Source organism: Streptomyces sp. NPDC048417 (assembly GCF_040651615.1).
GTDB lineage: Bacteria > Actinomycetota > Actinomycetes > Streptomycetales > Streptomycetaceae > Streptomyces.
Window position 1 is genome coordinate 269,246 of record NZ_JBEZKI010000013.1, and the last position, 20,265, is coordinate 289,510.

At 69.4% G+C, this 20,265-nt stretch carries 19 protein-coding genes and 1 pseudogene; 4 read left to right on the forward strand and 16 right to left on the reverse strand.

Annotated features, from left to right (window positions below):
- Positions 1-31: 31 nt before the first annotated feature.
- Genes AB0D59_RS22150 through AB0D59_RS22165 form a run of 4 tightly spaced genes read right to left on the reverse strand, consistent with a single transcriptional unit; the run spans position 32 to position 4,065 of the window.
- Positions 32-1,276, reverse strand: coding sequence for a ketosynthase chain-length factor (locus AB0D59_RS22150; RefSeq protein ID WP_362567812.1), 1,245 nt, complete (start codon positions 1,274-1,276; stop codon positions 32-34).
- On the reverse strand, positions 1,273-2,547 hold the full coding sequence (locus tag AB0D59_RS22155; protein ID WP_362567815.1) for a beta-ketoacyl-[acyl-carrier-protein] synthase family protein: 1,275 nt from the start codon (positions 2,545-2,547) through the stop codon (positions 1,273-1,275). Before AB0D59_RS22155 ends, AB0D59_RS22150 begins: the two co-directional genes overlap by 4 nt.
- A complete protein-coding gene (locus tag AB0D59_RS22160) occupies positions 2,544-2,960 on the reverse strand; it encodes a cupin domain-containing protein (RefSeq protein WP_362567818.1) in 417 nt (138 codons plus the stop codon). The genes AB0D59_RS22155 and AB0D59_RS22160 overlap by 4 nt, the downstream gene beginning before the upstream one ends.
- A 40-nt stretch (positions 2,961-3,000) precedes the next feature.
- Positions 3,001-4,065 carry a SchA/CurD-like domain-containing protein gene (locus AB0D59_RS22165; protein WP_362567821.1) on the reverse strand — a complete coding sequence of 355 codons (1,065 nt, stop codon included), beginning with the start codon at positions 4,063-4,065 and terminating at the stop codon, positions 3,001-3,003.
- Between the two features lie 211 nt (positions 4,066-4,276).
- Here AB0D59_RS22165 and AB0D59_RS22170 point away from each other — a divergent pair, with 211 nt between their 5' ends.
- Complete coding sequence (locus tag AB0D59_RS22170) at positions 4,277-5,920, forward strand: FAD-dependent monooxygenase (protein ID WP_362567824.1); 1,644 nt, start codon at positions 4,277-4,279, stop codon at positions 5,918-5,920.
- A 168-nt stretch (positions 5,921-6,088) separates the two neighbouring features.
- Here AB0D59_RS22170 and AB0D59_RS22175 read toward each other — a convergent pair whose 3' ends face one another.
- On the reverse strand, positions 6,089-6,556 hold the full coding sequence (locus AB0D59_RS22175) for an RDD family protein (RefSeq protein ID WP_362567827.1): 468 nt from the start codon (positions 6,554-6,556) through the stop codon (positions 6,089-6,091).
- A 211-nt stretch (positions 6,557-6,767) separates the two neighbouring features.
- Between AB0D59_RS22175 and glnA the strand changes: the two genes are divergently transcribed.
- Positions 6,768-8,177 carry a type I glutamate--ammonia ligase gene (gene glnA, locus AB0D59_RS22180; RefSeq protein WP_362567829.1) on the forward strand — a complete coding sequence of 470 codons (1,410 nt, stop codon included), beginning with the start codon at positions 6,768-6,770 and terminating at the stop codon, positions 8,175-8,177.
- A 592-nt stretch (positions 8,178-8,769) separates the two neighbouring features.
- On the opposite strand, the gene AB0D59_RS22185 is transcribed toward glnA, so the two are convergent.
- The 5 genes from AB0D59_RS22185 to AB0D59_RS22205 all read right to left on the reverse strand — a co-directional run bounded on the left by AB0D59_RS22185 (position 8,770) and on the right by AB0D59_RS22205 (position 12,853).
- Positions 8,770-9,384, reverse strand: coding sequence for a TetR/AcrR family transcriptional regulator (locus AB0D59_RS22185; RefSeq protein WP_362567832.1), 615 nt, complete (start codon positions 9,382-9,384; stop codon positions 8,770-8,772).
- A complete protein-coding gene (locus AB0D59_RS22190; protein WP_362567834.1) occupies positions 9,384-10,232 on the reverse strand; it encodes an oxidoreductase in 849 nt (282 codons plus the stop codon). The genes AB0D59_RS22185 and AB0D59_RS22190 overlap by 1 nt, the downstream gene beginning before the upstream one ends.
- Positions 10,233-10,602: 370 nt before the next feature.
- On the reverse strand, positions 10,603-11,508 hold the full coding sequence (locus AB0D59_RS22195) for an MBL fold metallo-hydrolase (protein ID WP_362567837.1): 906 nt from the start codon (positions 11,506-11,508) through the stop codon (positions 10,603-10,605).
- Positions 11,509-11,608: 100 nt separating this feature from the next.
- Positions 11,609-12,238 carry a carboxymuconolactone decarboxylase gene (locus AB0D59_RS22200; protein ID WP_362567840.1) on the reverse strand — a complete coding sequence of 210 codons (630 nt, stop codon included), beginning with the start codon at positions 12,236-12,238 and terminating at the stop codon, positions 11,609-11,611.
- 12 nt (positions 12,239-12,250) lie between these two features.
- A complete protein-coding gene (locus AB0D59_RS22205; protein WP_362567843.1) occupies positions 12,251-12,853 on the reverse strand; it encodes a hypothetical protein in 603 nt (200 codons plus the stop codon).
- Between the two features lie 110 nt (positions 12,854-12,963).
- Here AB0D59_RS22205 and AB0D59_RS22210 point away from each other — a divergent pair.
- Positions 12,964-13,128, forward strand: a pseudogene (locus AB0D59_RS22210) (helix-turn-helix domain-containing protein); the annotation flags it as partial.
- A 272-nt stretch (positions 13,129-13,400) separates the two neighbouring features.
- Here AB0D59_RS22210 and AB0D59_RS22215 read toward each other — a convergent pair.
- The 4 genes from AB0D59_RS22215 to AB0D59_RS22230 form a co-directional block, all read right to left on the reverse strand.
- Positions 13,401-14,879, reverse strand: a complete 1,479-nt coding sequence (locus AB0D59_RS22215; RefSeq protein ID WP_362567846.1) for an ATP-binding protein — start codon at positions 14,877-14,879, stop codon at positions 13,401-13,403.
- Entirely contained in the window at positions 14,876-15,586 is a 711-nt protein-coding gene (locus tag AB0D59_RS22220; protein WP_362567849.1) for a response regulator transcription factor, read from the reverse strand. Before AB0D59_RS22220 ends, AB0D59_RS22215 begins: the two co-directional genes overlap by 4 nt.
- Positions 15,583-17,796: an MMPL family transporter gene (locus tag AB0D59_RS22225; protein ID WP_362567851.1), complete on the reverse strand. Its 2,214-nt coding sequence runs from the start codon at positions 17,794-17,796 to the stop codon at positions 15,583-15,585. The genes AB0D59_RS22220 and AB0D59_RS22225 overlap by 4 nt, the downstream gene beginning before the upstream one ends.
- Positions 17,797-17,949: 153 nt before the next feature.
- Complete coding sequence (locus AB0D59_RS22230) at positions 17,950-18,561, reverse strand: NAD(P)-binding oxidoreductase (protein ID WP_362567854.1); 612 nt, start codon at positions 18,559-18,561, stop codon at positions 17,950-17,952.
- 154 nt (positions 18,562-18,715) lie between these two features.
- Between AB0D59_RS22230 and AB0D59_RS22235 the strand changes: the two genes are divergently transcribed.
- On the forward strand, positions 18,716-19,381 hold the full coding sequence (locus AB0D59_RS22235) for a TetR/AcrR family transcriptional regulator (protein WP_362567857.1): 666 nt from the start codon (positions 18,716-18,718) through the stop codon (positions 19,379-19,381).
- Positions 19,382-19,700: 319 nt separating this feature from the next.
- Here AB0D59_RS22235 and AB0D59_RS22240 read toward each other — a convergent pair whose 3' ends face one another.
- Both AB0D59_RS22240 and AB0D59_RS22245 read right to left on the reverse strand, forming a co-directional pair.
- Positions 19,701-20,018 (reverse strand): hypothetical protein, encoded by a 318-nt coding sequence (locus AB0D59_RS22240; RefSeq protein ID WP_362567860.1) that lies wholly within the window; start codon positions 20,016-20,018, stop codon positions 19,701-19,703.
- Positions 20,019-20,061: 43 nt separating this feature from the next.
- Positions 20,062-20,265 (reverse strand): hypothetical protein (locus AB0D59_RS22245; protein ID WP_362567863.1); only part of this gene is annotated, 204 nt, incomplete at its 5' end.

The following is a 20,265-nucleotide window of genomic DNA, read 5'->3' on the forward strand; positions in this document are numbered from 1 at the left end:
CTTCGCTGCTGGGCAGCTGTTTCTCTCCGGCTCACCCGGCCGTGCCGTGGCGCAGCACGAGTGCCGAGTTCGACCCCATGAGTCCCCGGCTGAGGACCAGCGCCGTGCGTGGTGCGGCGGCGCGGGCGCTGCCGGTCACGAGGTCGAGGTCGTGGCAGATGTCGTGGACACCCGGGGTCGGCGGGATCAGGCCGTGTTCCATGGCGAGCACCGCGGCGGCGGTGTCCAGGACGGGGGCCGCGCAGTACCCCCGGCCGATCCCGGTCTTGGGCGCGGTGACGGGCACGCGCCGGCCGTGCGCGCCCAGGGCGTCGGCGATGGCCAGTGCCTCCGCCCGGTCGGCCTCCGGGACGCCGAGGGCGTCCGCGAAGACCACGTCGACCTCCTCGGGGGCGCAGCCGGCCTCGGCGAGGGCGCCGCGGATCGCCTGGGCGAGCCCGGCCCTCGAGTCGGCCCAGCGGGAGGCCCCGGTGAAGGTCGACGCGTGTCCGTCGAGGGTGGCCCGTACCGGCAGCCCGCGTTCCCGGGCCGAGCCGACGTCCTCCACGACGAGCATGGCGCCGCCCTCGGCCGGCACGAACCCGCAGGCCTGTTCGGTGAACGGGCGGTAGGCGCGGGCCGGGTCGGTCTCCCGGCTGAGCTCCTGGTAGCCGAGCTGGCAGACCATCGAGTACGGAGCTATGGGCGCCTCGGTGGAGCCGGCCACGATGACGTCGGTGCCGCGTCGCACCGCGCGGGCCGCGTGGGCGAGGGCGTCCAGGCCGCCGGCCTCGTCGGCGGCGACCACCGAGCAGGGTCCCTTGAAGCCGCGCCGGATGGAGATCTGACCGGTGCTGGCCGCGTAGAACCAGGCGATGGACTGGTAGGGGCCGACGAACCGGCTGCCCTTGCCCCAGAGTTGCTGGAGCTCCCGCTGGCCGAACTCGCCGCCGCCGGAGCCGGCCGCGGTGACCACGCCGATGTCGAAGGGCGAGCCGTCGGTGTCGGCGCGGCCGAGCCGGGCGTCTTCGAGTGCCAGGTCGGCCGCGGCCATCGCGAAGTGCGTGAATCGGTCGGTCTGGACGATGAGACGTTCCTCGACGGCGGCCGCCGGGTCGAAGTCGCGGACTTCTCCGGCCACCTTCATGGGCAGGTGCTCGCAGCCGTCGCGGGTCACCTTGTCGAGGACGTTGCGTCCCTCCTGGACGGATTTCCAGAAGGTCTCGGTGCTGGTTCCGTTGGGCGCGACGACACCGATACCGGTGACCGCAGCCCGCCGAGGACGGGATCCGCTCATCGTGTCCTTGTCCTTCCTCTCGGCCGGGTCAGGATCACCGCGGACTGGAAACCGCCGAACCCGCTGCCCACGGACAGGACGCCGCCCAGGGGCCGTTCGCGGGCGACCCGCGGCACGTAGTCGAGGTCGCACTCGGGGTCGGGGGTCTCGTAGTTCGCGGTGGGCGGGACGACCTGGTGGGCCAGGGCGAGCACGCAGGCGACGACCTCGATCGCACCGATGGCGCCGAGCGAGTGGCCCACCATGGACTTGATGGAGCTCATGGGCGTGCTGTAGGCGTGCTGCCCGAGCGCCTTCTTCACGGCCGCGGTCTCGTGGCGGTCGTTCTGCCGGGTGCCGGAGCCGTGCGCGTTGACGTAGTCGATGGCGGTGGGGTCGAGGCGGGCGTGGTCGAGGGCGGTCTCGATGGCGCGGGCCATCTCCAGGCCCTCGCTGGTGAGACCGGTCATGTGGTAGGCGTTGCCGAAGGTGGCGTAGCCGTCGAGCTGGCAGTAGATGTGCGCGCCGCGGGCCTTGGCGCGCTCCAGCTCCTCCAGGACGAGCACCGCGCCGCCCTCGCCCATGACGAACCCGTCACGGCGGTTGTCGAACGGGCGCGAGGCGTGCTCGGGGTCGTCGTTGTTCGGGGAGGTGGCCTTGATCGCGTCGAAGCAGGCCATGGTGATCGGGGAGATCGGGGAGTCCGAGGCACCGGCGATGCAGATGTCGGCGCGGCCCTCCTGCACGGTGTGGAAGGCGTAGCCGACGGCGTCCAGGCCCGAGGTGCAGCCGGTGGAGACGGTCTGCACCGGACCCTGGGCGCCGAAACGTTCCGCCACCGCGGAGGCGAGGGTGCTCGGCGAGAACGCCCGGTGCAGCTGGGGCCCCGCCTGCCGGTGGTCCACGTCCCAGTGCTGGCCGCCGGCGCTCACCAGGACGTAGTCGTGCTCCAGACGGGTGGTGCCGCCGACGGCCGTACCCAGGGAGACCCCGATCCGCCAGGGGTCCTCCCGGCCGAAGTCGAGACCGGAGTCCCGGACCGCCTCGTCACCGGCGACCAGGGCGAACTGTATGTAACGGTCCGCCCGTTCGATGTCCTCGGCATCCAGGCCGTGCGCCGCCGGGTCGAAGTCGCACTCGGCGGCGATCCGCGACCGGAGGCCGGAGGGGTCGAAGAAGGTGATGCCGCGCGTCGCGGTCCGGCCGGAGGCGAGCAAGTCCCAGAACGCCGGTACGCCCACACCCCCCGGAGCCACGATGCCTATGCCCGTAACCGCCACGCGCCGGGTCACGACCGGACCTGCCCCACGGCGACGGCGGCTTCCGTCTCCTCCGTGTCGACATGGCCCTGGCTCGGGCGCGGGGCCAGCGGGCCGAGGTGGAAGACGATCCGGGCCTCGACATTGCCCACGTTGCGGAAGCGGTGGCGCATGTTGATGGGGATCATCAGCCCCTGCTCGGGCCGCAGCGAGTGCGGCTCGCCGTCCAGGTCGACCTCCATCTCACCGCAGACCACGTACACGAACTCCTCGGAGTACGGGTGGTAGTGCTCGGCGATGCGGTCGCCCGGCTGCACGATGGCCACACCCATGAAACCGCTGGTGGAACCCACCGTGGCCGGGGTGAGCATGGCGCGCAGGTCGCCGCCGCGCCGCGTGTTTGGCTCGATCTCGCTGAGGTCCACGATCTTCGGAATGGGCTTCATCTCTACGTTCCTCCCTGAGGGTGATCCGGCGGGGGTGGAGTCAGGCGTCGGGCGAACGGCGGTCGGTGAGGAGCCGCATCCGCACCGTGTCGCCGTCCAGCAGGGCGGTCAGCGCATGGGCCGGGACGGCGTCCACGGGGGTGCCGGGCCGCTGCTCGACCAGCCGTACGACGACGTCGTCGCGCTGGAAGACCGTGCTGTGCAGCACCGGGCTCGCCGGATCCTCGGCCGCGGCCTCGTCCTGCTGCGCGAGCAGCTCGGCGAGCCGCATCCCGCAGCCCGGGCGGGCCGGGTAGTAGAGCGCGTGACGGTCGCCCTCGGCCAGCTCATCGGCGCTGTTGACGTGGTGCACGGCCGGCAGCGCCGCCCGGGTGAAGAACACCCGTGCGGAGTCCTGGTCGTCGAGGTCGCGGTCCTGCTCCAGATAGGGGTTGATGGCCTCCTCGACGGCCCGCACCTCGGGCTGCCGGGCGACATGGCGCAGGGCGGCCATCAGGTCGCCGCGCACCTCGATGGCCCGCACCACCCGGTTGCCGTGCATGAACAAGGAGGTGCGGCACAGCCGGGTGGAGTCGTCGACCTTCGCCTGGGGCGAGGCGTAGTCCGCGAGGATCTTCGCGACCTCGGCCTCACTCCCCGGCCGCACCGTGAAGGTGAGCGCGTGGCGGATCACGCCGTCGCCCATCCGCGGCTCGGCCTGCAGGACCCGCACCGCGTCCGCCGCCGGCCCGCCGGTCTCGCGGACGACCTGGAAGCGCAGCGAGCGGGTGTCGCGCACGCAGTTGTGCAGCGGCTTGACCATCTCCACGTGCTCCTCGCTGTTCACCCAGGCGAGGAACGGCGGGGCGCTCTCCCACTCGCTGGTGATCAGCCACTGCGAGGGGTTCTCGATCGACTGGCAGAGCTGGTCGCTGACGTGGCCGGGCACCTGGGCGACCTGGTTGCACAGCTGCTCGTAGGCCTCCAGGAACTGCTGCTGCGCGCCCTCGTAGACGTCCACCAGCAGGACGACCCGGAGCCGGGAGCCGTCGAAGACGGACTGGGAGACCCGTTTCGACACCGGGCGGGTCAGCTTTTCCGAAACCTTTTCCGAGATCGTCGTCATGCTTCGCACATCTCCTTCGCGGGGGCAACGGCCTGCGCCTTCGCCGATGACGCGGCGTCAGCGCTTTTTGATCCTGTGCCGGTCCTCCGAAGCGCGCGACTCGCGTGAACCAGGTGGGTGATTGAGCACGCGGAACCCCTCCGAAAGGCGCGGAAGGGGCATGGAAGTTCCAAGGCACCTGACGCACCGCCACCCGCCCCTGGAGTCCCCGATGCAGCACAGAACCGATCACCAGGTCCCCGTCCTCGTCGTGGGCGGCTCCCTCGTGGGCCTGTCCATGTCCCTCTTCCTGGGCCGTCTAGGCGTACGCCACATGCTCGTGGAACGGCACTCCGGGACCTCGATCCACCCACGCGGCCGGGGCAACAACGTGCGGACGATGGAGCTGTTCCGGAAGGCCGGCATCGAGCCCGGCATCAAGTCCGCCGCCTCACTCCTCGCCGAGAACCACGGCATCCTGCAGACCCCGACGCTGGTCGGCGACGCCGGCGAATGGCTGTTCAAGGAGATCGATCCCGGCGGCGGAATCGCGAGGTTCAGCCCTACGGGGTGGTGCCTGTGCAGCCAGAACGACCTCGAACCCGTGCTCCGCCGGGCGGCCGAGTCCCTCACCGGCGAGCTGCGCTACTTCCACGAGATGGAGTCCTTCGAACAGGACCCCGAAGGAGTGACCGCGTACGTCCGCGACCGTGACTCCGACCGGATGTACACCGTCCGCGCGGACTACCTGGTCGCCGCCGACGGCCCGCGCAGCCCGGTCCGGGGCCGGCTCGGCATCGGCCAGACGGGCCCCGGCGACCTGTTCGCCAACGTCAGCATCACCTTCCGCTCCAAGCTGCTCGCCGACACCGTCGGGGACCGGCGGTTCATCTGCTGCTACCTCACCCACCCCGAGGCGGACGGCGCGCTGCTGCCCGTCGACAACAAGGAGCACTGGGTCTTCCACGCCCCGTGGCACCCCGAACGCGGCGAAACCCTCGACGAGTTCACCGAGGAGCGCCTCACCCGGCACATCCGCCGGGCCGTCGGCGTCCCCGACCTCGACGTCGAGGTCACCGGCCGCGCCTCCTGGCGGGCCGCCGAACGGGTCGCCGAACGGTATGGGTCCGGGCGGGTCTTCCTGGCCGGCGACTCCGCGCACGAGATGTCCCCGACCGGCGCGTTCGGCTCCAACACCGGCATCCAGGACGCGCACAACCTGGCGTGGAAGCTGGCGGCCGTCCTCGACGGCTGGGCCGGCCCCGGGCTGCTGGAGTCGTACGACGCCGAGCGCCGCCCGGTCGCCCTCACCACCAGCGCCCGCGCCTCGGCCCGCTCGGTGGAGCACAGCCACCCCGGGTTCGCGCCCGCGCCGGGCATCGGCGCCGGCAAGCGCGGCGGCATCCTCAACATCGTCCTCGGCTACCGGTACCCGAAGGGCGCGGTCCTCGGCACGGACCCCGGCCAGCCGGTCGTACCCGATGGGATGAACCTGACCGGGCAGCCGGGCAGCCGGGCCCCCCACCTGTGGCTGCGCCGCGCGGACGAACGGCTGTCCACGCTCGACCTGTACGAGCGGTCCCTGGTGCTGCTCAGCGACGCGGGCTCGGCGGCGGGCGCGGCCTGGCACGCGGCGGCCCGCCGGATCGCGGACACGGAGCGGCTACGACTGGACACGTACCGGATCGGGGCAGCGGGGGCGGACCTCGTCCACGACGGGGAGGGCACGGACTGGGCGGCGGCACACGGAACGACGGCGGACGGCGCGGTGCTGGTACGGCCGGACGGATTCGTGGCCTGGCGCTCGGAGGGCGCGGTGGCGGACCCGGAGGGAGCGCTGCGGGACGTACTGGCCCGGCTGCTGCGCAGAAGGTGAGCCCCTGCCCGCGGCTGTGTGACCGACGTGACTACAGCGCCCCGTCAGGGGCGTGGGGCTGTATCGATGAGCGGTCCGCCGCGTGGGCGCGAGCAGCCACGTGCCACCCGCAGCCGCCGACGAGACAGCACCCGGCGGACGGCTGGGCGACACACCCTCACCCGCGCCTCAGATACGGACCTCGACGGTCTTCGCCAGCCGGTCGTGCAGCCCCCTGCCGTCGCGGTCCCACACCAGCGCCGGGATCGCGAGGCACAGCAGCACCGTGCGGGCCAGCGCGCGCAACGGCTGCACCCGCCCCGTCCCCACGCCGACCACCCGCAGCCGGAACAGCCGCTTACCCGGCGTGAAGCCGATCGTACCGACGGTCAGGACACCCAGGACGAAGAAGACGAGCAGCGCCCAGTTGCCGGTAGCCGGGCTGTAGCCGTCGGTGATCAGGCCGTATGCGATCAAGACGCACAGCGCCCAGTCCACGACCAGCGCACCGAGCCGCCGCCCCGGACGGGCGATGGAGCCCGGCCCGTCCTCCGGCAGACCCAGCTGCTCGCCCCGGTACCCGAACTCCGCACCGGCCTCTTCCATGGCCGCGCGGGGCCCCGAGAGCCACGATCCCATTGCTTGCCTGTTGTCCACCCGAACACGGTACTGCCCGGGCAAACGCCCGGGGTCCGGCGGGGTGCCGCGGGGCTACCGTGGAACAAGGGCGGTTAACTTCAGCGAAACAAATGGGTCACGCCCGAGAAATCACCCGTCCCTAGGGTCGAGGACAACGTGTGCCACCGCACTGGCCGCACGAACGAACTACCACCCCGGCGCGGGAACGCCCGGAAGTAGGAGGAGCTGGATGTTCCAGAACGCCGACGAGACCAAGAAGTTCATCGCTGACGAGGACGTCAAGTTCGTCGACGTCCGGTTCTGCGACCTGCCGGGCGTCATGCAGCACTTCACGGTGCCCGTCGATGCGTTCGACCCGGACGAGGAGCTCGCCTTCGACGGATCCTCGATCCGCGGTTTCCAGGCGATCCACGAGTCCGACATGGCGCTGCGCGCGGACCTGTCGACGGCCCGGGTCGACCCCTTCCGCCGCGACAAGACGCTCAACATCAACTTCTTCATCCACGACCCGATCACGGGCGAGCAGTACTCCCGTGACCCGCGCAACGTGGCGAAGAAGGCGGAGGCGTACCTCGCGTCGACGGGCATCGCCGACACCGCGTACTTCGGCCCCGAGGCCGAGTTCTACGTCTTCGACAGCGTCCGCTTCGCGACCACCGCGAACGAGTCCTTCTACCACATCGACTCCGAGGCGGGTGCCTGGAACACCGGCGCCCTCGAGGACAACCGTGGGTACAAGGTCCGCTACAAGGGCGGCTACTTCCCGGTCCCGCCGGTCGACCACTTCGCCGACCTGCGCGCCGAGATCTCCCTGGAGCTGGAGAAGAACGGCCTGAAGGTCGAGCGCCAGCACCACGAGGTGGGCACCGCCGGCCAGGCGGAGATCAACTACAAGTTCAACACGCTGCTCGCGGCCGCCGACGACCTCCAGCTCTTCAAGTACATCGTGAAGAACGTTGCCTGGCGCAACGGCAAGACCGCGACCTTCATGCCGAAGCCGATCTTCGGCGACAACGGCTCGGGCATGCACGTGCACCAGTCGCTGTGGGCCAACGGCGACCCGCTGTTCTACGACGAGGCCGGCTACGCGGGCCTGTCCGACACCGCCCGCTACTACATCGGCGGCATCCTCAGGCACGCCCCGTCACTGCTGGCCTTCACCAACCCGACGGTGAACTCGTACCACCGCCTCGTGCCCGGCTTCGAGGCCCCGGTGAACCTGGTGTACTCGCAGCGCAACCGCTCGGCCGCGATGCGTATCCCGATCACGGGTTCGAACCCGAAGGCCAAGCGCGTCGAGTTCCGCGCGCCCGACTCCTCCGGCAACCCGTACCTCGCCTTCTCGGCGCTGCTGCTCGCGGGCCTGGACGGCATCAAGAACAAGATCGAGCCGGCCGAGCCGATCGACAAGGACCTCTACGAGCTGGCCCCCGAGGAGCACGCGGGCGTCCCGCAGGTCCCGACCTCCCTGCCGGCCGTCCTCGACTCCCTGGAGCGCGACCACGAGTTCCTGCTCGCCGGTGACGTCTTCACGTCCGACCTGATCGAGACGTGGATCGACTTCAAGCGCACCAACGAGATCGCCCCCCTCCAGCTCCGCCCGCACCCGCACGAGTTCGAGCTGTACTTCGACGTGTGATCCACCCGGACGGTGTGCCCCCTGCCCTCAGGGGGCACACCGCCTAAAATCCGCTGTGACCTGCGGATTCGTCGCTTCACCAGCCACCCCTGACCATCGGTGGTTTTCAGCGTCTTGTGCAACGCAGGTGCAAGATGATCTTGAAAGTCTGACATAGCGTCAGTCACGCTGGATCTCGTGCAGCCGTCACATACGGTGATGACGGATCCGTTGGCCGATGGCGAGAGAACACTGCCCCGCCCCCGATCGTTCTGACGCGAACCCACTCTGGCATGGGCGTCAAGTATCAGAGGGCGGAATGAGACTGCATAGGAGTTTTGTCGTCACCTGAACGTGCTGGCGGAAACCGCCCGATCGGCGGCGGGCGGTAGCGAGTTCCCGCTCGACCTGCTCGCCGACGAGGAGTAGACGGGACGCAGGTCGACGTGTGGTTCGAGCCGGGCGCTTCCCCGGGCGCCGCCGGTCTCCTGCCGGAACCTCGTGGCAGCTACCCGGGCCGGAATCCAGAACCTGATGTGGAGATCCATGTACAGGAGCTTTGTTCGAAATCGCGACGTCCGGTTCTTATGCTCCACCGTCCATGCCAGATGCATCAGACGGTCAGGCCGGCGCTGATCAGCCAGATGTGTTCGCAGGTCGAGGATGCCTTCTGCAAATTCTCGCGGGACTCCTGCGAGGCGTGGTAGAAGGTCCGCTCGATCATCCAGCACAGGGCGCGTGCCACCGCCGACGCTTGTTCCGGTTCGGTGCCGGCCTGAATGCCGGCTCGTTCCAGGGCAGCGGTGATGGCCGTGATGAACAAGTCGGCTGTACGGCTCCACAGCTCGCCGATCTCCGGCACGGTCAACGACAGGTCGATCGCCGTGCGCATGACCAGACCGTGCTCGTTCCACAGCTCGACCGTGCGCCGCATGGCTGCTGCAATGGCCGGGCGTGGCTCGTCGGTCTGCGCGGTGGCCCGGGACCGCTCCCACAGGTGCTCGACGGTCCGGGCCACAAGCGCCGTGACCACTTCCTGCTTGGAACCGAAGTAGAAGTACAGGGCGCCGCGTGTGATGCCGGCGCCCTGCGCGATGTCGCCAACGGTCATGGCGTCATAGCCCTTCTGCGCCAGCAGAGCTTCGCAGGTGTCCAGAATGGCCCGCTCCCGGACATCGCCCTTGCGCTCGGCGGCGCGTCGGCTCCGCGCGGGTTGGTGGGCGGGCATCAGAGCTGAGCGCCGTCGGTGAAGTCGGTGGTACGGGAGAGCGTCTCCCACGCGCGGATGTCCTCGTCCACGGCCGTGCGCGCGGCGGTGACCAGTCGCAGCGCGTCCGAGCTCAGGACGAGGTGGGCCGGCGGCTGGTCGACCGACGTGATGTGCACGACGGCGTCCCCGGCCTTGGCCGGATTGCCCAGCTGGTTCCCGCTTGCCTTCTGCCGCGCTTCACGGATGGGGGTGAACAGCTCGTCGTAGTCGTCGATGGACCGCGCGGTGCGTGTCATGGACCGTCCGGCCCAGTCGGTGCGGAAGGAGCCCGGCTCGATCGCCGTCACGTGGATCCCGAACTGCGCGACCTCCTTGCCCAGTGCCTCGAGGATGCCTTCCAGGGCGAACTTGCTGTCGCAGTAGGCGGACATGCCGGGCACGGCCATCAGCCCGCCCATGGAGGTGACGGCCATCAGGTGTCCGCGGCGGCGCCGGCGCATGTGGGGCAGGGCTGCCTGCAGGGTGGCCACTGCCCCGAGTACGTTGACCTCGAACTGCCGCCGCACCTCGGCCAGCGGGGTCTCCTCGAAGGTGCCCTCCAGGCCGTAGCCCGCGTTGGCGATGACGACGTCCAGAGCTCCGACGCTCTGCTCCACCTCTGTGATCACATTCGAGACGGCGTCGTCGTCGGTCACGTCCAGGATGCGGCTGTGAGCGTGCCCGGGTTCGAGCTCTTCGAAGGCCCGCAGGTCCTTCTCCGAGCGGACCGTGCCGACGACGGTGTGCCCGGCGGCCAGGGCCGCTTGGGCGAAGGCACGTCCGAGGCCCTTGCTGACGCCGGTGATGAGCCACTTCTGTGCCTGCATCGTTCCTCCGGCTGGGACTCGGAAGGAGCCTGGCTGCTCCCTCACCTCCAATTCTTCACGGCGTCGATTCTTGCCATCGTCATGCAGATTCTGGTGACGCCTTACGGCTCCGCCAACCACCCCATGGCGATCTCCTCAGGGCGAGAGCAGAGGTCGGAGGCGTACACAGTTACACCCACAAAAGGCCCTTTGTGCGAGCAAGATCAAGAAACGGCCACCGGCCCCCGTGCGCCCCTCGATCGGCTCTCAGAAACCGTGACAGCGCCGGCGCGCCCTCCAGCGCGTCACCATCAGTCCCAGCCGGATCGGCGACATCACCCGGGCAGCCATCGTCCTCAACGGATCTGGAATGATCGCCGTCGAGAAAACGTCACTGAGCTGACAGGGTCAGGCCCCTGGTGGTGACGTTCGGCAGTGGGTTCATCTCCGCGAAGGCGCGCTGGTCATGGGCCGGTACGACAATCAGGTCAGGGATGCGTTGCATGATGGAAACCATCCGGAGGATGTTCTGACGGTTTCCTTCTGCGTCGAAGTCTCCCAGGCGCCTGATGGGGAACGGACGCTCCACGCGGCGGGTGAGTCCCTCGCGTTGCCATACCAGATCCCCCACCAGGGCGTAGCGCACCTGCTTCGGGAGTGTCACGAAGACGATGACGCTGCCCGGCGTGTGCCCGGGGGCCGGGACGCAGACGATCGAGCCGTCACCGTACACGTCGTGATGGCGGGGGAAGCCAAGGTAGGGCCCGCCCTCGAAGATTAACTCCCGCCAGTTGAACGGGATTTCCTGGAAGTATCCGCGGAAGTTGCCGAACATTTCCGGATTGTGGAATGCGGCTCGGTCACGACGGGAGACCAGGACCGGCAGGTCGGGGAAGTCGGGGATGCCGCTCATGTGGTCCCAGTGTGCGTGGGTCAGCAGGATCCCGGACAGCCGGTCGAAGTCGTACTCTGCTGCTTCCAGTTGGTCAGCGGCGGTCTTCCAGACCTCGTACTTGGTCATCTTCTGGAACAAGCGGGGCATCGTGGCGATCTGCTTCACGATGTCGCGTCCGAAACCGGAGTCGACCAGAAGATCGCCTTGCGGGTGCTTGATAAGTGCGGACCCGATGTAGAAGTCGCGCTTGTCGAAGATGGAGCCGCCGGCGTACGCGTACGCGGCCGTCCGGTGGTTCACGCCGGTCGGCACCGCAACAAGGTCCATCCCCTCGGGCGGGTCGGCCTTCGGGATCGGGATCGACTCCGGCAGAGGCGAGGGCATGGGGAGTTGCTTCGTCATGGTCTCTTCTCCTTCGGGATGTTCCCACGCGCGCCCGAGCGCTGCACGGGATCGCTCAAGCGCCGCTGGGAGGGGTGATGAATTGGCCAAAGCCCACCGGCTATTGCTTCAGGCCGACCGCGTTCGAGGGCACGTCGAAGGCGGCAAGCGTCAGCGAGACGCCGGTGAACCAGCCCATCAACACGGTGACGTCGACGATGCCTTCCGCGCCGATCGTCTCTTCGGCCCGGCGGTAAAGGTTGCCGGGAACCACGCGTGGCTGCACCAGGGTTGACGCGAGCTCGTACACGATCTGCTGACGGGGGTCGTCGAACGACGTCGGAAGGCCGGCGATGAGGGCCTCGGCCTGTTGTGGATGCAGACCGCCAAGCTGCACGCCGATCTTCTCGTGCTCATAGACCGCATAGGCGGCCCTCCAGTGGCCGGTGACGATGTTCGTGACGATCTCGATCTCGGACTTCGACAGTGACGAGTCTTCTTGGAAGTACGCTCCGGTCGGCACGATTGCCTTGGACAGCTCGGGGTTGGCCAGCCAGATCTTGTGCGGGCCCGGCACCAGGCCGCGCAGTTGCCGCGTGTACTCGTAGGCGCTGCGTGTTTCCGGCGGCATCTCCTCGACCGGGAGCTCCCGGTAGCGGCCGAATGTTCCGAAATCTGCGGGGTCAGGGGTGCCATCGAACATGGGAATGCCCTTTCTCGCGGGCGTGTGGACAGGCTCGGTCTTCGCCACGCCGCCGACCTCTCAGACCGTGGCCTCGTCCTGCTTCCGGGCGCTCGCAGGGCCAGCGGGCACCTCCACGTCGTAGGCGTTGAGGAGGGCGCCGAGCGCCAGGTAGTGGATGGTCACGAACACGATCGCGTCGAAGGCCTGCTGGCCCATCTCCTCGATGACGGCGTCGTACAGCGGTTCCGGCAGGGGGCCCGCTGCTGTCAGGGCGGTTGCGACGTCAGCCGCAAGGACCTCCTCCGCGGCCAGGTCGGACGGGCGGCCGCCCGCGCACAGCGTCGCTACCTGGTCCGGCCGCAGCCCGGCCCGCGACGCCAGACGGGCGTGCGCGTACATCTCGTAGGCGACGTTGAAGCGCGCCCCGATGGTCAGGATCACGACCTGCCGCGCGCGCTCGGACAGACCGGGAAGCCGTTGGGCAAGGTCGATGAAACGACTGAGCGGTTGCGCAAGCTCCGGGAAGTGGAGCATCACTCCCCACGGTCCGACGAAGGCGCCCTCGGCGTTGCGCACCTCGAAGCCCGCGTACTCCTCTCCCTCGACCATGGCGTCCATGGCGCGGTACACGGGTTCCTGCTCAGCCGTCAGGTCCGCCGGGCGAAGCATTGGCAGGCGCATGGGTCTCCTCCTCTTTCAGTGATACGGACAAGCCACAGAGGACGGACATCCGCTTCTTTTGAGCTGGACTCGTGACCGCCGGGTGGCAACCGAAGAGGAAGGGAAGGCCCATGCCGCAGGTGAGCCAGCGGTACAAGGAAGATCAACGCGCCGGGATCCTTGCGGCCGCGCGCCGGTGCTTCGTCCGCAACGGCTTCCATCGCACATCCATGCTGGACGTGTTCGCCGAGGCCGGCAAATCAGCAGGCGCCGTCTACCGGTACTTCCCCAGGAAGGAAGACCTGATCGTGGGCAGCTTGAGTTCGGTGACTTCCTGCCGAAGCCGCAAGGCGCGTTGTGCGAGCAGCCGGAGCGTGAAGACCGCCGTGTCGGCGGCCGGATCGTCACCGCGGGGGTCGACCAGTTCCGCGCAGCGGCTGACCAGGTGTGGACAGCGACTCCCACTCGTCGAAAGCGGCGAACAGCGCCGTCGGCCTGTGGAAGATCACTTACGAGATGCCTTGCTCCGTGGGACTGATGAGGGCGTTGGAACTCCCATCATCCCAGGTCAGCGGGCGCCCCTTCGCAGTCCCTTATCCACAGACCGACTATCGCGCGGTGGATCCGGGCTGAGTCGCACGCTCACAGTGGTGCCGACGCCGACTGCGGATTCCACCGAGACCTGCCCGTGATGCGCGTGGACGATCGCCTCGACGATGGCCAGTCCCAGGCCGGAACCGCCGTAGGAACGGCTACGGCTGGCCTCGGCGCGCCAGAAGCGTTCGAAGACGCGGGGCAGGTCTTGGGGAGCGATGCCCGGGCCGTCGTCGGCCACGTCGATCTGGACGCGTCGGGGGACCGTGGTGACGGTGACGCGCACAGCGGTCTGCACCGGGGTGTGTTGGACGGCGTTGCCGACCAGGTTGCGCAGTACCTGCTGGAGGCGGGCGGCGTCACCGGTTACCCGGGCGCGGCCGCCGACGGTGGTCAGCGTGATGGCGCGGTCGGGGTGGATGACGTGCGCGTCCTCCACCACGCTGGCGGCCAGCGCGGTCACGTCGAGCGGTGCTTGTTCGAGGGGCCGGCCGGCGTCGAGGCGGGCGAGCAGCGAGAGGTCCTCAACCAGCAGCCGCATGCGGCCGACCTCGTTCTCGATGTGGCCGAGCGCGGTCTCCAGGCGGGGGCCGGTGAGTCCGCCCTGGCGGTGCAGGTCGAGCCAGCCGGAGATGGTGGACAGCGGGGTGCGCAGTTCGTGTGAGGTGTCCGCTGCCAGGGAGCGGACGGCGGCCTCGGCGCGGGCCTGGGCGTCGAAGGCCCGGTTGACCGCTTCGGCCAGTTGGTCGGTCTCGCTGCGGTCGCCGCGGGTCGGAAGGCGCTCGGTCAGATGCCCTTCGGCGATGGCATCGGCGCTGTCGGCCATCGTGGCCAGCGGTCGCAGGCCGAGGCGCAGTACGAGGACGGCGAGGGCGAGGAGCAGGACCAGGGTGCCGGCGACGATGACCAGTTGGCGGGCGAGGAGGGTGTCGGTGGTGGCGTCGTCGACGGAGGTGTCGACGACCAGGATGACGGCAGTGGGCTGCACGGCGGGCTCGCCGGTGCGCACCAGGGTGATACCGGGGCTGGGGATGCGGATGGCGCTGAGGTCGTCGCCGTTCCTGGCGTTCTCGAAGCCGACGACGCGGCCTGCGGGCACCGTGGCGGTGGCGCGGACCAACGCCTCGGGAGCGAGGTCGGCCGCCCCACTGGACACCAGGATCCGGTCGTGCGCGTCCACGGCGATGCTGCCGAGCGGCGGACCCAGCAGTGCGGAGAGCTGATCGCCGTCGGCGACCTGGGGGCCCCTGGCGATGACGGCCCGCACCCGCGTGGCGCTGTCCTGCAGGGTGTGGACGTAGCGTTTGTGGAGATAGTCCCCCAGCAGCAGCGCGCCGGTCGCCGAGCTGGCCGTCAGCCCGGCCACGAGCAGGACCGCCAGTCCGGCCAGGATGCGCAGCCGGACGCCGGCCCGGGACGGGCGAAGGCGACCGTGCAGCCCCGCGAGGTTCATCGGACGGCCGGTTGCCGCAGGGTGTAGCCGACACCGCGGACGGTGTGCAGCAACGGGGCGCGACCGCGGTCGATCTTGCGGCGGAGGTTGGAGACGAAGCGCTCGACGACCACTGAGTTGCCGCCGAAGTCGTACTGCCAGACGGCTTCGAGGATCTGCGACCGCGACAGCACCTGGCCCTGGTGCGCCATCAGGTGGTGCAGAAGCCGGTACTCCGTGGGCGACAGATCGATGAGTTCACCGTCGCGGCACACCTCGTGACGCAGGTCGTCGATCTCCAGGTCGGCGCACCGGAGTTTCGACTCCTGGTCGACGGGCAGACCGCCGCGGGCCCGGCGCAGCAGTGCTTGCAGGCGGACGCCGACCTCGACGACGCTGAACGGCTTGGTGACATAGTCGTCGCCACCGAGGCGCAGTCCACGGACCCGGTCCTCCACGGCGTCGCGGGCAGTGAGGAAGAGCACGGGGACCGCGACACCCCGCTCTCGCAACAGCTGCAGGATCTCGAAGCCGTCCGCCCCGGGGAGCATCACGTCCAGGACGATGACATCGGGTGGGCGGCGGGCGATCTGCGCCAGGGCGTCGGTCAGGTCGCCCGCCGCGTCCACGGCGAAACCGGCGAAACCGAGCGCGGAGATCAGCAGCCGCCTGATACCGGGGTCGTCGTCGACGACCAGGACGCGGTCGGTTTCGGGGGAATCGTTCATCGGGCCACGGACTCGGCTTCCAGGTTGTCGCCCAGCACCGCGGGGTCCGCGTCAGCCGGGCCTGCGGTGAGGTTTTCGCCGTCGACGTCCAGGTGCGGCAGGAAGCGGTCCAGGCGGCGCGGGAGCCACCAGGCGCGGTCGCCGAGCAGCGTGAGGACCGCGGGCACCAGAGTCATCCGGACGGCGAACGCGTCGATGAGGACGCCGAAGGCGAGTCCGAAGGCGATGGGCATGACGTCGGGATCCTTGCCGAGAACGAAGGTGAGGAAGACCGCAATCATGATCAGGGCGGCGGCGGTCACGACCCGGGAGGCGTTGCGGGCCCCGACGAGGATCGCGCGGCGGGCGTCCTTGCGGTGGCCATAGTCCTCGCGCATCGCGGAGACCAGGAAGACCTCGTAGTCCATGGCCAGGCCGAACAGCACCGCCATGACGATGATGGGGGCGAAGCTGGCGATCGGTCCGAGGCTGGGCACGCCGAGCAGGCCCGCCAACCAGCCCCACTGGAACACGGCGACGGTCGCACCGAAGGCTGCGCCGACCGAGAGCAGGAATCCGACGGTGGCCTTGACCGGGATGGCGATGGATCGGAAGGCAATCATCAGCAGCAGCAGTGACAGGCCCACGACGACGACCGCGAACGGGATCAGTGCGCCGCTGAGTCTGGTGGCGACGTCGATGCTGACGGCCGTCTGGCCGGTGACCGCGACCCGGCCGCCGTTGTATCGGGACACCGGTGCGACGGCGGTGTTCAGGCGGGAGACCAGGTCGCTGGTGGCCCGGCTGCGCGGGCCGGTCGTCGGGATGACTCGGATTCGGGCCGCTGTATGGTCCTGCGCGGTGTCGATGCCGCTGATATCGGCGATGCCCTGGACATCGTGCAGCTTCTTCTCCACCGCGGTCGCGGTCTGCGCCGTGGTCGTCGCGTTCGCACCCTCGATGAGGACTACCAGCGGGCCGTTGGCGCCGGGCCCGAAGGCTTGGCCGATCGTGTCGTACGCCTGGCGGGTGGCGGTCGACTTGGGGTTTGAGCCGTCGTCGGTCAGGGACGTCTGCATCCGCAGGGCCGGGGCGGCGATCGCCATAAGCGCGACCGTCACAAGGATCAGATTGCGTACCGGGTGGCGCAGAACGCCGCCCACCCACTTCGTCCCGAGGGTCACCTTGTCCGGGTTGGCGGATCGGGCCGCCTTGGAGCCGGACTTGGGAACGAGCCTGCGGCCGAGACCGGCCAGCAGCGCCGGCAGCAGGGTCAGCGCCATGATCACGGCCATCGCGACAGCGCCCGCCGAGGCCAGACCCATGGAGGTGAGCATCGGCACGCCGGCGACCGACAGCCCGGCCAGAGCGATGAGCACGGTCGCCCCGGCGAAGACCACGGCGCTGCCCGCAGTCGCGGTGGCCTTCGCCACCGATTCGGCAACAGGCAGGCCCGCGGCCAGCTGGGCGCGATGCCGCGAGACGATGAGCAGCGCGTAGTCGATGCCGACCGCGAGGCCGAGCATGATCGCCAGGGTGGGGGCGTTCTCGGAGATGCCGACCGCCGAGGCCATGGCCAGGATCGTCATCATGCTGCCGACCACGCCGAGGACGGCGGTGAGCAGTGGCATCCCGGCCGCGAGCATCGAACCGAAGGTGATGAACAAGATCGCGAGGGCGACGAGGATACCGATCAGCTCCGTCGGGCCCATCGGGGCGTTCGTGGGGACATACCCTTCGCCGCCGTAGACGACCGTCAGCCCGGCCTTCCGGGCTGCGTCGCCGGTTGCCTTCAGGGCGTCCAGCGTGGGGAGGGGTACGTCCTTGTCTTTGGCAGTGGCGAAGTCCACGTCGGCCACGGCGGTCCGCCCGTCGGGCGAGATCATGCCGTTCGCGGCGGGGTCGGCGACCGCTGTCACGCCGGCGACTCGGCCCGCAGCCTTCAGGCTCGCGTGCAGCGGCCCCCGGAGGCCGGGCTCGGCCAGTTGACGACCGGCCGGCGCCTGGAAGACGATCTGCGCGGACTGGCTGTCCGGGGTCGGCCAGTGCTGGCCCATCCTCGTCAACGCGGTCTGGGCCGGTGAGCCGGGGATGGACTTGGTGTTCTGGAGTGAGCCGCCGGTCGAGATTCCCAGGCCGGCGACGGCGGCCAGAACGATCAGCCATCCCAGGATCATCGTGCGCCGTCGTCGTGCGCCGAAGGCACCGAGCCGGTACAAGAGCTTAGCCATGACAGTTCTCTCATCAGGTGGTGGAAGTGACACCACCGACCCTGAGCGGCGTCCTTGATGCCCGGCCCCCGCTGCGCTTGACGGTTCGCTGACGGTTGGACCGTTGGACGGGCCGGCCGTCGGGGCTGTCGGACGGGTGGCGCGGTCCTGCGATCAGCCACGCGGCACGACGATTGCGCCGCCGTGCCCGCCCCTCTCCGCCTCGTCCAGCATCAGCGCGGCCACCGTGGCGCGGGAGAGCCTGGGCGGCAGCAAAGGCCGCCGATACTCGGCCAGCGGGACGACAGCGCTTCCGGCGCTGATGGGACCGTCGGTGAGGTCCGGAGCATGCACCACCGTGGCGCCGGCCTGGAGTGCGATCTGGTCGGCCTCGGCCTTCTCGGCCAGTTCCTTGCCGACGACCATCCGCATGATCGCCTGGTAGAGCAGGCCGCCCGCACCGGAGGATTGGCCCGAACCCAGCGCACCCAGCCACACGATGCGGACGCCGGACCCGGCCAGCACCCGGGCTCCGGCGACCAGTGCGCCGGGAGCGTCGCCCTTGCTGGCACCGATCGCCGAGGCGATCACGTCAACGTCGCCGAGGGCGGGGAAGGCGCGCACGGACATGACATCCGCCTGCCGGACCTCGACGCGCATGGAAGCCGGCCTGGTGAACCGATCCGGGGCCCGCACGAGTGCCACGACGTGGTGCCCCCGCTCACTCGCCTGATCGACGAGCAGGCGGCCGACCCTCCCGGTAGCGCCGAGAACTGCGATCCGCATGGAATCTCCTCTAACTGAACAACCGTTGGTCAAGTAAGTAAACAAGTGTTGGTTAGCGGTGTCAAACCCGGCCGCCCGGCGTCGCGAAGCCAGCCGCCCGGTAGGCTGGGTGGCTGCTGACGTAGGGGTTCACGCAGGTCGGAAGGGGCAAACCATGGCGTCCGCGGAGCAGGCCCGGACCCGTCGCCGTAATCCGCGCGGGCAGGGGCAGCTGCTCAAGGCCGAGCTCGTGGCGGCCGCGGCGCGTCTGCTCGCGACCCTGGACCAGCCGGAGACGCTCACCCTCCGTCAGGTCGCGCGCGAGGTCGGCGTGGCCCCAGCCAGCATTTACAGCCACTTCCCCGACCTCAGCGCACTGATCGAGCATGTCCTGCGGCTCCGCTACGACGAACTGGCCCAGCTCATGGACCAGGCCGCGGAATCCGCCGCAGACCCGCTGGCCGAACTCGTCGCCCGGTGCGGGGCCTACACCCGCTGGGGGGTTGAGCAACCCGGCCCCTATCGGACGCTGTTCGGTGGAAGGATGCCCGCCGACCTCGTTCCCGGATCAGCCCACGGAGCCGGGGCGGAACTGCTCGGCTCCGTCGTCGCGGCCCTGGCGGCCGTCGCCGATCCCGGCCGGACGCGGTCCACCGAGGCGCAACAGTGGCAGGCCGGGCTCCTGCTCTGGACCGCCCTGCACGGCCTGGTCAGTCTTTACAATGACCATGGGGACATCCCCTGGCCGCCCTTGAACGACTTGCTCGGAGACCTGATCAGCCTGCATACCGCCCGGCCAGTCGCCGACATCGCCCCTCTCCTGCCACGTATCGAAACGTGACTTGTGCATGCGCTGTGGTCGGGGCCAGGGCCGAAATCCGCGAACGGATAGGGAACCTGGCCGGCACCGATGCCCCGGACGCGTTCGTCGATCACGGCCAGACAGGATCCGGGGAACCGGTGGCGGCACTGCTGCGGCCGGGGAACCGGTGGCGGCACTGCTGCGGCCGGGAAACGCGTGCAGCAACACCGCCGCCGGAGCTGTAATTCAACTACTGCCTGGATTGATGCTGCTCTCGTGGTCGGCGATCACGCTCTGGAGGGCCTCGATTGAGCGGGGTGGGTGGGTCCGCCGGGGCTGGGCGAGGGCCGCGGCGATGTCACGGGCGGCGGAAAGCCAGCAGCGGCATGGTCCGATGAGCGTGGTAGCTCAGGGTGCTGCGGTCTCGGCCGAGCAGTCGGGCCGTCAGCGTGAGCGTGACGGTGTTGCGGCGGTTCAGGACAGCGGCCAGGACACGGTGACGATGGTCGAGGAAGCCGAAGCCGGGGTTGTATCCGCGCCGGTTGACGTCCTTCCTCTTCTCGCGCTCGGCTTCGGCCAGGATCCGGCGGCAGGGCTCAAGCTCCTCCACGAGCCGGTCGAACTGCTCGCGGGACATGCCGGTCAGCGCGGGGTGGGTGAGCAGGAAGAATGGCATCGGCCGGGATCGGGGCGCCTCGTTTCGGGACCGTCTACGGAGTTCACGAAAGCAGCGAGTCCGACTGCTGGAAACACGATCGCATGACGGTTTCTAGTAGGACTCCGTTAGGTTGCTCTGGCTCTTGGGTTTGGGCTGGTGGCGGATGTTCTGGCAGGGAGCGGTGGCAGGTGGTGCAGGTGCCGGTCCAGCAGTTCAGCAGGTCCTGGATGGCGTCGAGGATCTGGTAGAGGGTGAGCCCGCTGTA

Bases quoted from the DNA above. Each gene is read 5' to 3' on its own strand.
- AB0D59_RS22150 (WP_362567812.1), bottom strand. From the start codon at position 1,276: ATGAGCGGATCCCGTCCTCGGCGGGCTGCGGTCACCGGTATCGGTGTC.
- AB0D59_RS22160 (WP_362567818.1), bottom strand. From the start codon at position 2,960: ATGAAGCCCATTCCGAAGATCGTGGACCTCAGCGAGATCGAGCCAAAC.
- AB0D59_RS22165 (WP_362567821.1), bottom strand. From the start codon at position 4,065: ATGACGACGATCTCGGAAAAGGTTTCGGAAAAGCTGACCCGCCCGGTG.
- AB0D59_RS22170 (WP_362567824.1), top strand. From the start codon at position 4,277: ATGCAGCACAGAACCGATCACCAGGTCCCCGTCCTCGTCGTGGGCGGC.
- glnA (WP_362567829.1), top strand. From the start codon at position 6,768: ATGTTCCAGAACGCCGACGAGACCAAGAAGTTCATCGCTGACGAGGAC.
- AB0D59_RS22185 (WP_362567832.1), bottom strand. From the start codon at position 9,384: ATGCCCGCCCACCAACCCGCGCGGAGCCGACGCGCCGCCGAGCGCAAG.
- AB0D59_RS22190 (WP_362567834.1), bottom strand. From the start codon at position 10,232: ATGCAGGCACAGAAGTGGCTCATCACCGGCGTCAGCAAGGGCCTCGGA.
- AB0D59_RS22195 (WP_362567837.1), bottom strand. From the start codon at position 11,508: ATGACGAAGCAACTCCCCATGCCCTCGCCTCTGCCGGAGTCGATCCCG.
- AB0D59_RS22205 (WP_362567843.1), bottom strand. From the start codon at position 12,853: ATGCGCCTGCCAATGCTTCGCCCGGCGGACCTGACGGCTGAGCAGGAA.
- AB0D59_RS22215 (WP_362567846.1), bottom strand. From the start codon at position 14,879: ATGAACCTCGCGGGGCTGCACGGTCGCCTTCGCCCGTCCCGGGCCGGC.
- AB0D59_RS22220 (WP_362567849.1), bottom strand. From the start codon at position 15,586: ATGAACGATTCCCCCGAAACCGACCGCGTCCTGGTCGTCGACGACGAC.
- AB0D59_RS22225 (WP_362567851.1), bottom strand. From the start codon at position 17,796: ATGGCTAAGCTCTTGTACCGGCTCGGTGCCTTCGGCGCACGACGACGG.
- AB0D59_RS22230 (WP_362567854.1), bottom strand. From the start codon at position 18,561: ATGCGGATCGCAGTTCTCGGCGCTACCGGGAGGGTCGGCCGCCTGCTC.
- AB0D59_RS22235 (WP_362567857.1), top strand. From the start codon at position 18,716: ATGGCGTCCGCGGAGCAGGCCCGGACCCGTCGCCGTAATCCGCGCGGG.
- AB0D59_RS22240 (WP_362567860.1), bottom strand. From the start codon at position 20,018: ATGCCATTCTTCCTGCTCACCCACCCCGCGCTGACCGGCATGTCCCGC.